15 protein-coding genes are annotated in these 15,205 nt (G+C 69.6%); 3 read left to right on the top strand and 12 right to left on the bottom strand.

Going from position 1 to position 15,205, the window contains the following annotated elements:
• Positions 1 to 6: 6 nt before the first annotated feature.
• Positions 7 to 1,074: a DUF2272 domain-containing protein gene (locus J5226_RS15425; protein ID WP_215835337.1), complete on the bottom strand. Its 1,068-nt coding sequence runs from the start codon at positions 1,072 to 1,074 to the stop codon at positions 7 to 9.
• 280 nt (positions 1,075 to 1,354) lie between these two features.
• On the opposite strand from J5226_RS15425, the gene J5226_RS15420 reads away from it, so the two are divergent.
• The gene (locus tag J5226_RS15420; protein ID WP_215835336.1) at positions 1,355 to 2,152 is read left to right on the top strand and encodes an alpha/beta fold hydrolase; all 798 of its coding nucleotides are present in this window, start codon (positions 1,355 to 1,357) and stop codon (positions 2,150 to 2,152) included.
• Positions 2,153 to 2,232: 80 nt separating this feature from the next.
• Complete coding sequence (locus J5226_RS15415; RefSeq protein WP_215835335.1) at positions 2,233 to 2,613, top strand: RidA family protein; 381 nt, start codon at positions 2,233 to 2,235, stop codon at positions 2,611 to 2,613.
• Positions 2,614 to 2,701: 88 nt separating this feature from the next.
• On the opposite strand, the gene aroQ is transcribed toward J5226_RS15415, so the two are convergent.
• The 11 genes from aroQ to ndk form a co-directional block, all read right to left on the bottom strand.
• A complete protein-coding gene (gene aroQ / locus J5226_RS15410) occupies positions 2,702 to 3,271 on the bottom strand; it encodes a gamma subclass chorismate mutase AroQ (RefSeq protein ID WP_215835334.1) in 570 nt (189 codons plus the stop codon).
• A 31-nt stretch (positions 3,272 to 3,302) separates the two neighbouring features.
• Positions 3,303 to 4,439 (bottom strand): molybdopterin-synthase adenylyltransferase MoeB, encoded by a 1,137-nt coding sequence (gene moeB, locus J5226_RS15405; RefSeq protein ID WP_215835333.1) that lies wholly within the window; start codon positions 4,437 to 4,439, stop codon positions 3,303 to 3,305.
• 366 nt (positions 4,440 to 4,805) lie between these two features.
• Positions 4,806 to 6,026, bottom strand: a complete 1,221-nt coding sequence (gene glp, locus J5226_RS15400; protein ID WP_215835332.1) for a gephyrin-like molybdotransferase Glp — start codon at positions 6,024 to 6,026, stop codon at positions 4,806 to 4,808.
• A 49-nt stretch (positions 6,027 to 6,075) separates the two neighbouring features.
• Positions 6,076 to 6,666, bottom strand: coding sequence for a molybdenum cofactor guanylyltransferase (locus J5226_RS15395; protein WP_215835331.1), 591 nt, complete (start codon positions 6,664 to 6,666; stop codon positions 6,076 to 6,078).
• 431 nt (positions 6,667 to 7,097) lie between these two features.
• Positions 7,098 to 8,498, bottom strand: coding sequence for a ribosome biogenesis GTPase Der (gene der, locus J5226_RS15390; protein WP_215835330.1), 1,401 nt, complete (start codon positions 8,496 to 8,498; stop codon positions 7,098 to 7,100).
• Between the two features lie 306 nt (positions 8,499 to 8,804).
• Positions 8,805 to 10,052: an outer membrane protein assembly factor BamB gene (gene bamB, locus J5226_RS15385; RefSeq protein ID WP_215835329.1), complete on the bottom strand. Its 1,248-nt coding sequence runs from the start codon at positions 10,050 to 10,052 to the stop codon at positions 8,805 to 8,807.
• On the bottom strand, positions 10,052 to 10,681 hold the full coding sequence (locus J5226_RS15380) for a tetratricopeptide repeat protein (protein WP_215835328.1): 630 nt from the start codon (positions 10,679 to 10,681) through the stop codon (positions 10,052 to 10,054). The genes bamB and J5226_RS15380 overlap by 1 nt, the downstream gene beginning before the upstream one ends.
• A gap of 142 nt (positions 10,682 to 10,823) precedes the next feature.
• Positions 10,824 to 11,645, bottom strand: coding sequence for a RodZ domain-containing protein (locus tag J5226_RS15375; protein WP_215835327.1), 822 nt, complete (start codon positions 11,643 to 11,645; stop codon positions 10,824 to 10,826).
• The gene (locus J5226_RS15370) at positions 11,645 to 12,499 is read right to left on the bottom strand and encodes a type IV pilus biogenesis/stability protein PilW (protein WP_215835326.1); all 855 of its coding nucleotides are present in this window, start codon (positions 12,497 to 12,499) and stop codon (positions 11,645 to 11,647) included. The genes J5226_RS15375 and J5226_RS15370 overlap by 1 nt, the downstream gene beginning before the upstream one ends.
• On the bottom strand, positions 12,489 to 13,688 hold the full coding sequence (gene rlmN / locus J5226_RS15365) for a 23S rRNA (adenine(2503)-C(2))-methyltransferase RlmN (RefSeq protein WP_215840448.1): 1,200 nt from the start codon (positions 13,686 to 13,688) through the stop codon (positions 12,489 to 12,491). Before rlmN ends, J5226_RS15370 begins: the two co-directional genes overlap by 11 nt.
• 147 nt (positions 13,689 to 13,835) lie before the next feature.
• The gene (ndk, locus tag J5226_RS15360; protein WP_078995781.1) at positions 13,836 to 14,261 is read right to left on the bottom strand and encodes a nucleoside-diphosphate kinase; all 426 of its coding nucleotides are present in this window, start codon (positions 14,259 to 14,261) and stop codon (positions 13,836 to 13,838) included.
• A 308-nt stretch (positions 14,262 to 14,569) separates the two neighbouring features.
• Here ndk and J5226_RS15355 point away from each other — a divergent pair, with 308 nt between their 5' ends.
• Entirely contained in the window at positions 14,570 to 15,190 is a 621-nt protein-coding gene (locus J5226_RS15355; RefSeq protein ID WP_074869381.1) for a TetR family transcriptional regulator, read from the top strand.
• Positions 15,191 to 15,205 lie beyond the last annotated feature (15 nt).

The following is a 15,205-nucleotide window of genomic DNA, read 5'->3' as shown; positions in this document are numbered from 1 at the left end:
CCAACCTCAATCCTGCACCGGCTGCGGCTGCCCCTGCGGCTGCAACGCCGGCGCGTTCGGATTCGGACAACGCGGAATCCCCGAACCCACCACGCAGTTGATGCAGCACCCCGACGGTTGCGACGGCGGCGCCTGTTGCGGCGCGAACAACGGCTGCGGCGGCGCCAGCGCCGCCAGACTCGCGTCGGGCTTGAGCTTGAGCAGCGCCGCCCAATCGAGCTTGTTCATGTCGCAGGCCGCGGCGGTGTCGGGCGAACACTCCACCTGCGTCTCGCTGCGCAGCGGCAGCGGCCAGAACTGGCCGTTGCGGTTGACCGCCATCATCCGCATCGTCGCGCCCTGCTGGACGTTGCCGCCGATCAGATACGCCTTGCCGTCGTTGCCCGGATTGACCGCGACGACCACGTCGCAATGCATCGCCAGCGAACCGTTGCCGCCGTCGAGCGCGGCCATCAAGCCCTGGTAGCCGTACACGCGCGTGCTCGAACGCACCGCGCACAGCAGATCGCCCGGCGCCGGCGCCGCGCTCGCGGGGTCGAGATACAGGAACGGGCTTTGGTCCGGATTGCGGTAGGCCTCGCGCACATAGTCGTAATGGCTGGCCGAAGGACGGAAGCCGGGCACCGCGGCCTTCATCATCACGTAAGAGACGAACGCGGCCGACCACGGGTTGTCGACCAGGAACGCGCGGCAGGCCTGGGTCGAATACGCGCTGCCGTAAGGATCGAAGCACTGGCTGGCGCCGGCGAAACCGCTCATGCGCTGCAGCAGGCCGGTCTCGCGCCAATAGCCGGCGGTGCGGCGCCAGGTTTCGGTGGCGCCGTCGGCCAGGCGCGAGGTTTCCGACTCGCTCACCGACGCGCTCGCGAGCCGGCCTTGCAAGTCGATGAAAGGCCGGTACCAGAGCAGATTTTCGTTGCACGCGGCCGCGGCGATGCGGGTCGCGGCCTGCGCCGCGCCGCCTTGGTCGCGCAGGCTCGGGCAGACGTCGGCGGCGCGGGCGCCGGCCCATGGCCAGACCAGCGCGGCGGCAACGGCCAGGATGGGCAAAACGGAAGCGATACGGCGGGGCATTGGGGGCGTTCTCCGGTCCATCGAAGCGTTCGCGCGGGGGCGCGGAACGCCAAGCTTGTCATGCAGGAAGGTACGGCACGAACGCGACGAACCCGCCTGCGCCAGCCTAGCCGTCTTGCGTGCAAATCGCGTGAGCGCGAGACGACCCGACACCGCCGCCGCGCGCCGCTGGCGGCGCGCGCGTGTGCGGGGTATCGTCGCAGCACGCACTACGCGCCGCGCGGCCGCTTGCGGTCCGGCCGGCGCTTTCCCGCTCCGCATACGAAAGGCCCGCGAATCGATGGCACGCAATCCACGCTTGTTCCAGTCCCTGGCCGCGGTCGCCGGCGTCGCCGCCGCCGGCTACCTCAGCATCTGCGGCTGGATGTACTTCAAGCAGCGCGAACTGATGTACTTCCCGCAGAACACCCGCCTGGGCGCCGACATGACCGACTACACGGTCGAACGCGGCGACGCGGTGCTGCGCGGCTGGCGCCTCAACGCCGGTCGCGGCAAGGCGCTGATCTATTTCGGCGGCAACGCCGAGCGCATCGAGAACATGCGCGAAACCCTGGCGCAGTGGTTCCCCGACCGCACCATCTACCTGCTCTCCTACCGCGGCTTCGGCGCCAGCGACGGCGCGCCGGCCGAGCCGGAACTGTTCGCCGACGCGCTGGCGGTGTTCGACCAGGTCGCGCGCGAGCATCCGCACCAACCGGTCTCGGTGATCGGCCGCAGCCTCGGCAGCGGCGTGGCCAGCTACGTCGCCGGCAAGCGCCCGGTCGAACGGCTGGCGCTGGTGACCCCGTTCGACAGCCTCAGCGACACCGCGCAAGCGCATTACCGCTGGCTGCCCACGCGCTGGCTGGTGCGCGACCGCTACGACTCCATCGGCAATCTGCGCGGCTACTTCGGCCCGATCCTGGTCGTGCGCGCCAGCGACGACGACGTGATCCCGCCGGCCAACACCAGCCGGCTGGTGCATTCGCTGCAAACCCGCCCGCAAGGCGTGGAGGTGGTCCAGCTCAAGGGCGCCGATCACCACAACATCGGCGCCTACCCCGAATACGGACAAGCCTTGAGAGAGTTCATCGACTAGCGCGGGACTCTACGGGCACGGGCGACGCACGCGCCCGCCGATCGCCCGCGGCCGCTCGCGCCTCACTTGGAGGACGCAAGATGCAAATGCAGATGCAACGCCGGGCGATCCAACCCAATGAAGTGTCGTACGCGCAAGCGCACGAGATCAGCGGCTTCAAGCGTTTGTTGTTCATCAGCGGGCAGTTGCCGCAGTGCGAGAAATGCATCCTGCCCAAGGACTTCGAGGGCCAGTGCCGGCGCGCGTGGGCCAACGTCGAGCATCAGCTCAAGCAGGCCGGGATGGACCTGTCCAATCTGGTCAAGGTCACCACGTATCTCAGCGAACGGCGGCTGCGCGAGCGCAATTACGAGATCCGCCGCGAGGTGCTGGGCGAGTACACGCCGGCGCTGACGGTCATCATCGCCGACTTGTACGAGGAAGGCTGGATGGTCGAGATCGAGGCGATCGCGGCGGACTGAGAGGCAGGAGGTAGCGGAGAGGAGTTAGGAGATAGCGCAAGCGGCTTCGCTATCTCCTAACTCCTCTTCGCTATGCGCCGGTTTCCGCTCAGGGAACGCGGCACAGATCGCCGAAGGCGCGCGCCAGCGCGGTGCGGTGCAGTTCGTCCAATCGGTAGCGCTTGGCCGCGCGCTTTTGCGCGTCGAACGCGCGCTGCTCGCAGCGTTCGCCGCTCGCTTCGGTCAGCGCGGCGGGCAAGGCGTCCAAGAGTTCTTTGTTGATCGCGTCCAACTTGTCCCGGACCGGACCTAGGTCGACCGGTTGGCCCGCGCGCGCCGGCTCGGCCAGCAAGCGGTACTGCACCAGCTTGTTGGCTTCCATCTGCGCCTGGAAGAACGTCGCCGCGCGTTCGGGCGGCAGCGCGCGCGACGCGGCTTGCTCGCGCACCTTCGCCAACTGCTCGCTTTCGCGCTGGACGTCCTCGACCGGCTTGCCCGAAGCGCGCTTGCTCGCCGCGACCCGATCGGCCAGCAGGAGACGTTGCGCGCTGAGATCGGCGATGCGGCCGATCCCTGGCGCGGGCGCCGGCGGCGGCGATGCCAGCGCGGGCGCGGCGATCAAACACGCCGCTACGATCAGCACCGGGCGCAAAAGGTCGAAACCGCGGTGTGCGGGCATGCGGTGCGTCTCCTCGTTGCTCGCGCCGCGCTTACGGCGCGGCGCAGAAGGCTTGATAGTCGATATAACCGGGAAACGCGCGCCCCGCCGCGCACACCGGGCACTCCGGGTCCGGCCGCAGGCGGGTTTCGCGAAAGCGCATGCCCAGCGCGTCGAAATGCAGCAGCCGCCCGGCCAGCGATTCGCCGATGCCGAGGATCAGCTTGACCACTTCGGTCGCCTGGACCAAACCGATCACGCCCGGCAGCACGCCGAGCACGCCGGCCTCGGCGCAGTTGGGCGCGGCTTCCGGCGGCGGCGGTTCCGGGAACAGGCAGCGGTAGCACGGGCATGCGCCGCGATGGCGGCCGGCATCGAACAGGCTCACCTGCCCTTCGAAGCGGTGGATCGCGCCGTACACCAGCGGCTTGGCCAGCTTCACGCACGCGTCGTTGAGCAGATAGCGCACCGGGAAGTTGTCGGCGCCGTCGAACACCACATCGGCCGCGCCGATCAAGCGCTCGACGTTGTCGGAGGCGATGCGCTCGGCGAAAGTCTCCACCCGCAAGCGCGGATTGAGCGCCTGCAGCGCGATCTTGGCCGACTCGACCTTGGGCGTGCCGATGCGGTCCTCGGTGTGCAGGATCTGCCGCTGCAAGTTGCTGCGGTCGACCACGTCGTCGTCGGCCAACACCAGCGTGCCCACGCCGGCCGCGGCGAGATAGAACGCCGCCGGCGAACCCAGACCGCCGGCGCCGACCATCGCCACGCGCGCGGCCTGCAGCTTGCGCTGGCCGGCTTCGCCGACTTCGGGCAGGCGCAGATGGCGCGAGTAGCGGTCGTAGAAATCGATCTCGTCGGCGGATTGGTGCAGCTCCGCCAACGGCAGGCCTTCGGCGATCCAGCGCGCGGTGCCGCCGTCGACCGAGGCCACCCGCGCGTAGCCGGCGTCGAGCAAGGCCTGCGCGGCGCGCAGCGAGCGCGCGCCGCTTTGGCAGATCAGCACGATCGCCGCCTCGCGGTCGGCGACGGCGGCCGCGGGATCGGCCTCGAGCGCGTCCTTGGCCACGCCCAGCGAATGTTCGGCCTGCCCGGTCGCGCGTTCGTGCGCCTCGCGCACGTCGATCAGGATCGCGCCGGCCTGCTGGCGGGCGCGCGCCTGCGCGGGGGGAATCTGTTCGATGCTCATGCGGCGATTATCCGCTTTCGCGGGCGCGGGGGCAGTTGGATGCGGGGATGGAGTGTTGCGTGGGTTGGCGGGTGGCTTTGAGGCAAGGGGATAAAGGGAAAGAGGGGAATGGGGAATGGCGGGAGCGCGGGGCGGCCGCGCCCACTTCTTCGCCCTATAACGCGCGGTGGGCCGGAAGCAGGAGAATCAAGGGAACGAGGGGAACGGGAAATGGCGGGAACGCGGGGACGGCCACCCATTTCTTCGTCCTGTTCCGCCGTCGGAATGAGGAAACTCGAACACGAGACAGCGCCTTACCGGCGCGCCCACCCTTCCCCTCTTTCCCTTGATTCCCCTCATTCCCTACGACGAAGTCGAAGCACTCCCTCACCCGAGCGCGTACGGCCACACCTCCACCACCGCCCCCTCGCGCAACTGCTGCGGCCCTTCCGGCACCACCATCAGCGCGTCCGAATCGGCCGCCGCGCGCAGCCGGTGCGAGCCGGTGGCCGGGTTCGGGTCCGTCCACAGCACGCCGTCGTCGTCGCTGCGCAGGCGCGCGCGCACGAACTCGCGGCGCGGGTGGGTCTTCTCGATCCCGCCGACCAAGCGCGCGCGCAGCTTCGGCCGCGGCTCGGCGCGGCCTTGCAAGCCGTCGATCACCGCGCGTCCGAAGCTCAGATACGTCGCCAGCACCGACACCGGATTGCCCGGCAGGCCGAGGAAGCGCGCCTGATCCATGCTCGCCAGCAGCAGCGGCATGCCGGGCCGCATCTTCACCTTCCAAAAGTGGATCTGCCCGAACTGGCCCAGCACCGCCGGAATATGGTCCTTCTCGCCGGCCGACACCGCGCCGCAGGTGAACACCAGATCGAACGCGCAGGCGGCGTCGCGCAAGGCGATCTCGACTTGCTTGGCGTCGTCGGGCAGGCGCGGCCACGCGGTCGGCTCCAGGCCGTCGGCGCGCAGCAGGCCCATCAGCAGGTCGCGGTTGCTGTCGTAGATCTGCCCCGGCCGCAGCGGCATGCCCGGCTCGACCAGTTCGTCGCCGCTGGTGAACACCGCCACCGTCGGCTGGCGCCGCACCGGCAGCGAGGACAGGCCCAAGGACGCGGCCAGCGACACCCGCGGCGGGGTCAGCGTCTGCCCGGCGCGCAGCACCGTCTCGCCCTCGCCCACGTCCTCGCCGGCGTAGCGCACGTGGTGGCCGCGCTGGGTTTCGGGGACGAACACGCGCTCGCCTTCGATCCGCACGTTCTCCTTGATCGCGATGGTGTCGGCGCCGGCCGGCAGCGACGCGCCGGTGGTGATGCGCGCGCATTCGCCCGCGCCCAGGCGCAGGTCGAGGGCGAGGCCGGCGAACTGCTCGCCGATCAGGCGCAGTTCCGTCTGCGCGCCGTGCAGATCGGCGTGGCGGAAGGCGAAGCCGTCCATCGCGCTGTTGTCGAACGGCGGCAACGACAGCGGCGCGACCACGTCGCCGGCGAGCACGCGGCCGTGGCAGCGCGGCAGCGCGGGGTGTTCGGTTTCGAGGCGATGGGCGGCGGCGACTTCGGCGGTCAGGCGCATGGCCTCGTCGAACAGCAGGCCGGTGGGGAAATCGGTCATGGAAGGCTCGAACTCGGAAGGCAGGCCGGATCGCGCCGGCGCGGAGCGGTCACTCGGGCGCACCGGCGGCGATGCCGGCCGCGGCGAGGTCCGCGGGCGTATTGAGGTTGCCCAAGCGTAGTCCGGACAGGCGCAGCGCCGCCATGCCTAGCCCGGCCTGCAACTCGCGCACCGCGAGGCGCCGCTGCGCCAAGGCCGGCGCGAGCGCGGCGCGCAGCGCGGCCACGGGCCACAGCGCGAACAGCGGCTGCACGCCGTCGTCGTCGACGGCATAGGCGCCCTGCCCGTTCTGCGCGGCGGCCAGGGCGGACAGCAGCGCAACCTCGGCGTTGAGCGCGTCGACGGGAAGCGTGAGCAGCCACGGCGTATCGGCGGCGGCGGCCAGCGCGTCCACACCGCCGAGCGGGCCGAGGTCGGGCACGCGGTCGGCGACGGCGCGCAGGCCGTAGCGCGCGTAACGCGGCAGATCGCGGTTGGCGCTGACCGCCGTCGCGACGACGACCGGCGCGAACGCGCGCGCGAGCCGCAGCGCTTGCGGTTCGCCGTCGCGCAGCAGCCAGGCTTTGTCGATCCCGCCCAGCCGCGTGGCGCGGCCGCCGGCGAGCAGGCCTAGAGTCACGTCGGAGGGAGCGAGGAGCATGCGCGCATCGAAGGCTTGAGAGCGGCCATTGTGCGCGCTTCGGCGCGCTTGCGGCGGTGCGGGTGAGAAGAGCCGAGGCAAAATGGATTCCGGCTTTCGCCGGAATGACGGGATTGAGGGCATGCGCAGTCTCGAAACCCGTCGTTTGCGCAGTATCGGTGCTCGCGCGAAGAGCCGAAGCAAAATGGGTTCCGGCTTTCGCCGGAATGACGGGGCTAGGACTCGGTCGTAGTCTCGGAACCCGTCGTTTGCGCAGCATCCGCGCTCGCGCGAAGAGCCGAAGCAAAATGGGTTCCGGCTTTCGCCGGAATGACGGTGTCGGGGGCTGCGATGGCACTCCCCAATCCGTCATTCCGGCGAAAGCCGGAACCCATTTTGACTTTGCTCCGCGTTCCCTTCGCAAGCCGAACACCCAGCCAGCGAGCCCGCGCTTACTTCTTGCCCTTCACATGCCGCAGCAAGCGCTTCTTCTTCGCCACCTGCCGCTCGGTCAGCACGTTCTTCTTGCCTTCGTACGGGTTGCTGCCTTCCTTGAACACGAACCGCACCGGCGTGCCGACCAGCTTGAAGCGCTTGCGGAAGAAGTTCTCCAGATAGCGCTTGTAGCTGTCGCTGAGCGTGCGCAGGCGGGTGCCGTGGACGACGAAGGTCGGCGGGTTGAGCCCGGCCGGATGGGCGAAGCGCAGCTTGGCCACGTGCCCGCGCACCACCGGCGGCGGGTTGGTTTCATAAGCGATTTCCATCGCCTTGGTGACTTCGCTGGTGCCGATCTCGGTGGTGGCCGAGGCGTGCGCGCGGTGGATCGCCGCGAACAGTTCCTTCAGGCCCGAACCGTGCTTGGCGCTGATGCGCACCGGCTCGGCCCACTCGACGAAGGCGAGCTTGCGCTTGAGCAGGTTCTCGGTCTGCTGACGCTGGTATTCGGTTTGCCCGTCCCACTTGTTGACCGCGACCACCAGCGCGCGGCCGGCGTCGAGCGCGTAGCCGAGCACGCTGGCGTCCTGGTCGGTCACGCCCTCGGTGCAGTCGAGCATGACCACCGCGACCTGGCACTGCTCGATCGCCTGCAAGGTCTTGATGATCGAGAACTTCTCGACCGCTTCCTCGACCTTGGACTTGCGCCGCACGCCGGCGGTGTCGACCAGCCGGTACAGGCGGCCGTCGCGCTCCATGTCGACCGCGACCGAGTCGCGGGTGGTGCCCGGCACGTCGGAGGCGATCATCCGCTCCTCGCCGAGCAAGCGGTTGACCAGGGTCGACTTGCCCACGTTCGGGCGGCCGATGAAGGCCACGCGGATGCGGTTGGGGTCGTTGTCCAGTTCGGTCGTCGCGCCCTCTTCGGGCACGCGCGTCAGCACTTCGGCCAGCAGTTCGTCCAGACCCTGGCGGTGCGCGGAGGAAATGGCGACGGCGTCGCGGATGCCGTAGCGGGCGAAGTCGTTGATCGCCGCGCGCGCGTCGAGGCCGTCGGTCTTGTTGACCACCAGCAGGGTCGGCCGCGCGGTCTTGCGCAGCCAGGCCAGGATTTCGTCGTCCAGGGCCGAGGCGCCTTCGCGGCCGTCGACCACGAACAGGACCAGATCGGCCTCCTCGGCCGCGGCGCGCGCCTGACGCGCGGTGGCGCCGGCCAGCCCCTGCTCCTCGCCGGCGATGCCGCCGGTGTCCACCACCGCGAACGCGCGCTGGCCCTCGGGCCGGCACACGCCGTAATGGCGGTCGCGGGTGACGCCCGGCTCGTCGTGGACGAGCGCGTCGCGGCTGCGCGTGAGCGCGTTGAACAGGGTGGATTTTCCGACGTTGGGGCGGCCAACGAGGGCGACTAACGGAAGCATGATGGTTTGGAGCCGGGAATAAGAGGAAGAGGGAGCGGGCGATGGCGGCGACGCGGGCCTGGGGCCGACGCGCCGGCTATGCGGCCGTACCGGGCCGACATAGTGCCAGAGCGGGCGCGAAGCTGCCTTCGCGCCCTCTTCGCCCGCGGCGCCGGCCGACCCGGATGACGGATCGGGCCGCCGCAAACGAACGGCCCGGAACGGCTGAACGCCGCCCGGGCCGCGATGCTTCAGGACGCCGGGCGAGGCTTCGAGGACGCGGCGTCGCCGCCGATCCCCGCTCCCCTCGTTCCCGGCTCCCTGCTTTTACTGCAGCTTGAACGCGGTCAGATCGCCCTTGACGTTCTGCACGATCAAGATGCCGTCGGCCACGACCGGCGCCGCCTTGACCGGCTTGCGCCCGGCGCGTTCGCGCGCGGCGAACTCGCCGGTGGCCAGCTTCATCCAGTGCACGTAGCCCTTGTAGTCGGCGACCACGGCGTAATCGCCCTGCACCGCCGCGCCGCTGAGATCGCGGCGCGCCAGCGACGGCTGCGACCACAGCGCGCTGCCGCTGTTCTTGTCCAGGCCGTACACGGTGCCGGACGGATCGGCGACGATCAGCTTGTCGCTGGCCAGACCCAGGCGACCGACGCCGCCGTGTTCGCTGGCCCACATCGGCCGGCCGGTCGGCGCGTCGATGGCGACGGTCTGCTTCTTGAAGCTGGACACGTACAGCACCGCGCCTTCCAGCACCGGCGTGCCGTCGATGTCGGCCATGCGGTCGAGCTCGCTGCGGCCTTCGGGCTGCGCCACCGGCAGGTCCCAGGTGGCGTGGCCGTCGCTGGACGCCAGCGCCGCGACCGTGCCGTCGTCGTTGCCGACGAACACATAGCCCGGGCCGAGGGTCGGCGAGCTGTTGCCGCGCACCGACAGGATCGGCACGTCGCGGGTCCAGAACCAGCGGCGCTCGCCGCTGGCGGCGTCGAACGCGGTCACGCGGCCGTCGTTGGAGCGCACGAACACCATGCCCAGGCCGATCGCCGGCGCGGAGATGACTTCGTTGGGAACCTTGGCGGTCCACTTCTGGGTGCCGGTGGCGGCGTCGAGCGCGATCACCTCGCCCTCCAGGCCGCCGACCACGACCAGGCCGTCGCCGGCGCCGGGACCGCCGGACAGGCGGATGTCCTTGTCCTTCTTCTCGCGGTCCTTCTTGTCCTTGCGGGTCGGCACGAAGTGCCAGACTTCCTTGCCGGTCTGCAGGTCGTAGGCGTGCACGCCGCCACGGATCGCCGCGGCGTAGACGCGGCCGTCGGCCACCGCCGGACCCTGGCGCACGCCGATGCGGTCCTCGCCCTTGCCGGCGCCGGCCGACCAGATCTTGTCGACCTTGACGCTCGGCGCGAAATCGGTGAGCTCGGTCGGCTCGCTGGGCTTGGCGTCGTCCTTCTTCTTGCTACCGCCGAACCAGCCCTTGACCGTCGAGCATCCGCTCAGGGCGAACACGCACAACGCGGCGGCGGCGGCGACGCGCACATAGGCGCCGCCGGAAGACCTCTTCTGGGCTTGGATCATTAAGACTTGGCCTCGGGCTTGGCCGGCGTGCCGCCGGCTTCGGTGAGCTTGAGTTCGAGCAGGCGGCGGCGCGGCGAAGCTTCATCGAGCTTGCCCAACGCGGCGGTGTATTCCTTGCGCGCCAGATCCTGCTTGCCGAGCGCGAACTGCGCGTCGCCGCGCACTTCCATCGCCAGCGGCTGGGTCGACTGGGCCAGCACCTTGACCGCTTCGGCCGGCTGCTTGGCGTCGATCAGCAAGCGCGCGAGGCGCTGGGACACGATCTCGGCGATGGCGGCATCGCCGGTCTTGATCGAACGCAGGGTGGCGATGGCGGCGTCGCGCTGATCGGCGTCGACCTGCATCTTGGCCAGATCCAGCGAGGCCAGGGTGCGGTACATGCTGTCCGGCAGCGCCTGGACCTTGGCCGCGGCGGCCTTGTCCTTGGCTTGGATCGCGTCGACCGCGGCCTGGTATTGGCCGGCGGCGCGGACGCTGTGCTCGAGCTGCTGGTTGCCCCACCATTTCCAGCCGCCGATGGCGGCCAGACCGAGCGCGATGCCGCCGATCAGGCCCGCGCCGTTGGCGCGCAGCCAGGACAGCACGCGTTCGCTTTGTTCGTGTTCGTCGAGCAGGTCGTCTATCGCCATGATGCGCCGTGGTTGTGCTGCCTGGACGGCCCGACGCCGCGCGCGGCGCGGCAAGCGGGGCCGAACGGGCCGTTAGGGAAACAGGCCGGGGAACCGGACGCGTGGCGCCCGGTACGGAACGTTCGCGGACCCGCGGCGCGGGTCAGTCGGAGACCGGCGCGAGGGAACCGTCAGAGGATAGCGTAAAGCGCGCGACGTTCGCGCGGCTGAACGGCGTCAGATCGACCGGTTGGCCGGCGTTGAGGACTTCCACCGCCGAGGTGTTGCCGAGGCGGACGTTGGCGACTTCGCCCGGGGCGTAGTTGCGTTCCTGGCCGGCGCCGAGGATGCCTTCCTCGAGCTTGCGTCCGTCGTTGCCGACGATCTGCACCCAGCTGTCGCCGCTGAACTTGAAGGTCAGCGACTTCGCCGCGGCCGGCGCCGGCGCGGCTTGCGGCAGGCTCGGGCCGATGGACGCGATGACGGGCGTGCGCTGCGGCGGTTCGCTCGCCGGGCTCGCGACCTGGGCCGCATCGCCGGTCGGCACCGCGGCCATGTCCAGCGATTGCACGGCGGAGTTGCTGGCCGGATGGCGGGTGGCGATCCAGATCGGCACCGCGATCGCCGCGGTCATGACGATGTAGACGGCGCGGCGGGTGGTTTGCTCGAACACCCGGCGGTAGCGCGGGGTGTGGGTGTGGCTGATCAGTTCGGACGGAGCGGTCGAAGCGATCGGACTGGCGACCAGTTGGTCTTCCAGATCGATGCCGAGCAGGCGCGCGTAGCTGCGCAGCTGGCCGCGCACGAACACCGGCGCGCCGATGCGGGCGAAGTCGTCGCGTTCCAGCGATTGGATCGCGCGCGCCGGCATTTTCAGCTTCGCGGCCACGTCTTCGATGGACAGCCCCGCCGACTCGCGGGCCTGTTTCAGACGCGCGCCGCAGCTTCCGCCGACGTCAGGCGCGAATTCGTTCGACTGCATCATCACTTACCGCCATCCCCCGATTCGGAGCCCTGCGCGTCAGGGAACTCCGCCCTCATTCGCTGAACGTATCTCGCGGCGGCAGCCCTGTCGCCGAGTTTTTCTTCGATTTGTGACGCAGTCATCAGCGCTTCAGCTGAAATAGGCTCAACGGCCAGACGGCGTTCAGAAAAGGCGCGCGCCTCGAAGGCGTTGCCCAGGCGCAGCTGGCGCTTGGCCATCGCGCTGAGCGCGGTGGCGTTGTCCGGTTCCAGCGCGAGCGCCTGACGCAGGTCGCGCTCGGCGCGCTCGCCCTGCCCCGCGCGGTCGGCGCAGGCGCCGCTGTTGGCGAGCAGCAAGGAGAGGTCTTCGTAGGTCGGATCGACCCGGGCGCGATCGAAATAGCCCAGCGACTGCGCCGGCTGCTGGTTCGCGCACAGCCACACCGCGTAGTTGTTGAGCACCGCGCCGCGCTCGGGCGCCAGCTCGGCGGCCTTGCGGTAGTAACCGCCCGCCTCGGCGCTCTTGCCGTCGCGCTGGGCCAGCGCCGCCATCAGGCTGTAGGCCTCGACCGACTTGGAATCCAGCTTGAGCGCCTGGCGCAGCTCTTCGCGCGCCTTGGCGTCTTCGCCGCCCTGCAGGTAACGCTGCGCGGCCAGCACCCGGCCGCTGGCGGCGGTCGCGCCGCTGGCCGCGGGGCGGTCGCTCTTGAAGTTGTAGGTCGGGCCGGTCTGGTCGTAGCCCTTGCGTTCCATGTTGGGCTTGATGAAGGTCAGCCGGTTGCAGCCGGCGGTGCCGGCGAGCACCAGCGCGGACACCAGCGCGCCGCGCAACAGCCGTCGGCCGCGGGCCGAGAACGCCGGCCGGTCAAGCGGCATCGCCGATCTCCCCGCCGCCGCCCTGGCCGTCGTCGAGCCCCTGCGCTTGCAGGCGCTTGCGGAATTCGGCCTGACGCCGGGTGCGGTCCATCACTTGCCCCTTGAGCTGTCCGCAGGCGGCGTCGATGTCGTCGCCGCGGGTGCGCCGTACCGGCGCGATCATGCCGGCCTCGTTGAGCAGCTTCTGGAAGGCGCGGATGGCCGCGTCGTCCGGGCGCTCGAAACGGGTGCCGGGGAACGGGTTGAACGGAATCAGGTTGACCTTGGCCGCGTCCTTCATCTGCACCGCGTTGTCGAACTGGCGCAGCAGCCGCACCAGTTGCCGCGCGTGCTGCGGCTGGTCGTTGACGCCCTTCATCAGGGTGTATTCGAAGGTCACCGAGGTGCCGCGCTTGCGCAGCGCGTAGCGCACGCAGGCTTCCATCAATTCGGCGATCGGGTATTTCTTGTTGAGCGGCACCAGTTCGCTGCGCAACTCGTCGTTGGGCGCGTGCAGCGACACCGCCAGCGACACGTCCGACACCTCGCCGAGCTTGTCGATCATCGGCACCATGCCCGCGGTCGACAGCGTCACGCGCTTGTTGGCCAGGCCGTAGCCGAGGTCGTCGCGCATGATGCTCATCGCGCGCACCACGTTGTCGAAGTTCGCCAGCGGCTCGCCCATGCCCATCATCACCACGTTGGTGAGGCGGCGCTGCTGGTGCGGGACGTTGCCGAGGTGGCGCGCCGCGACCCACACCTGACCGATGATCTCGGCGGTGGACAGGTTGCGGTTGAAGCCTTGGGTCGCGGTCGAGCAGAACTGGCAGTTGAGCGCGCAGCCCACCTGCGAGGACACGCACAGCGTGCCGCGGCCCTTGTCGGGAATGTAGACCGCCTCGATCGCGTTCTTCGGGTCCATGCCGAGCAGCCACTTGTGGGTGCCGTCGGCGGAGGGCTTGTCGAACACGACCATCGGCGCGCGCACTTGCGCGTTGGCCTCGAGCTTGGCGCGCAGCGCCTTGCCCAGGTCGGTCATCTCGGCGAAATCGGTGACGTAGCGGTGGTGGATCCACTTCATCACCTGGTGCGCGCGGTAGCGCTTTTCGCCCAGGGTCTGTTCGAAGAAATCCTCGAGCTGGATGCGGTCGAGGTCGAACAGGTTGGTCTTGCCGTTGTCGGGCACGGCGGCGGGCTTGGCCGCCGCCATGACCGGAGCGGCACCGATCGGATCGGCGCCGGCCGCGGCGGAGACGTCCGCGCGCGCGGCGGTTTCCGTCTGCGGGTCGGCAGCGGAAGCGGCGTTCGCGTTGTCGCGGATATCGTTCACTGCGGTCTCGTGTGTGTCGCTATGGGCTCAGCGCGCGTAGACGTCGGTGGCCGGGAAGAAGTACGCGATTTCGATCGCGGCGTTCTCCAGGCTGTCCGAACCGTGCACGGCGTTGGCGTCGATGCTGTCGGCGAAGTCGGCGCGGATCGTGCCCGGCGCGGCGTCCTTCGGGTTGGTGGCGCCCATCAGTTCGCGGTGCTTGAGCACGGCGTTCTCGCCCTGCAGCGCCTGGATCACCACCGGACCGCTGATCATGAACTCGACCAGGGCGGCGAAGAACGGACGCTCGCGGTGCACGGCGTAGAAACCTTCCGCTTCCTGCTTCGACAGGTGCTTCATCTTCGAGGCGACGACCTTGAGGCCGGCCTTTTCGAAGCGGGTGTAGATCTCGCCGATGACGTTCTTGGCGACGGCGTCGGGCTTGATGATGGACAGGGTGCGCTCCAGCGCCATGGAATCTCTCCGGGTAGGCGGGCCGCTTGCGGTCGGCCCTGAGAATAACAGAAAACCCGCGACGGGACGCGGGTTTAGCCGATATGGCTGCGGTAATTCTACATGCAAGCGCGGCGATTCGGGAGAGGGGACGACGCGCGAACGGGAGGTTTCCCGCCCTCCCCGGCTTTGCCGTTCGCCGCCGTCGGCGGGCCGACATACGCCACCGGATTGACCCGGAGCCGCGCTCGGGACTAGCATCAAACAAGCGTTTGATTCATGCCTGCCTTTCCACCCGCTCAGGCCGCGTCCCGGAGTCGCCCGCCCGCATGTCCAGCACCGCCCATTTTTCGACCAAGGACCGGATCCTCGGCGCCGCCGAGGAACTGTTCGCCCAGTTCGGCTTCACCGGCACTTCGCTGCGCCAGGTCACCAGCCGCGCCGACGTCAACATCGCCGCGGTCAACTATCACTTCGGCAGCAAGGAAAACCTGGTCAACGAGGTGTTCCGCCGGCGCATGGACGAGATGACGACCCAGCGCATGAGCGCGCTCAAGGCCGCGCTCGCCGAGCATCCGGGCGAGCTGGAGCCGATCCTGGCCGCCTTCGTCGAACCCGCCCTGGCCCTGGCCCAGGACCGCAACGGCGGCGGCGCCTTCGTGCGCGTGATCGCCCGCGCCTACGCCGAGAAGAACGACAGCCTGCGCAAGTTCCTGTCCGACCACTACGGCCACGTCCTGCGCGAGTTCGCCAAGGCCATCGCCACCGCGGTGCCGGGGCTGAGCAAGGAGGAGCTGTACTGGCGCCTGGACTTCCTCGCCGGCTCGCTGACCTACGCCATGGCCGACTTCGGCCTGATCAAGCGTCCCGCCGGTGTCACCGAGCAGGCGCACCGTGAACGCGCCGCGCGCGAACTGATCCGATTCGCCGCCGCCGGCTTCAAGAGCTGAGCGGCGCGGGCGCCG

The sequence above is a fragment of the Lysobacter sp. K5869 genome (genome assembly GCF_018847975.1).
GTDB lineage: Bacteria > Pseudomonadota > Gammaproteobacteria > Xanthomonadales > Xanthomonadaceae > Lysobacter.
The sequence above is the reverse complement of the archived record's forward strand: the minus strand, read 5'-3'. Positions and strand labels throughout refer to the sequence as shown.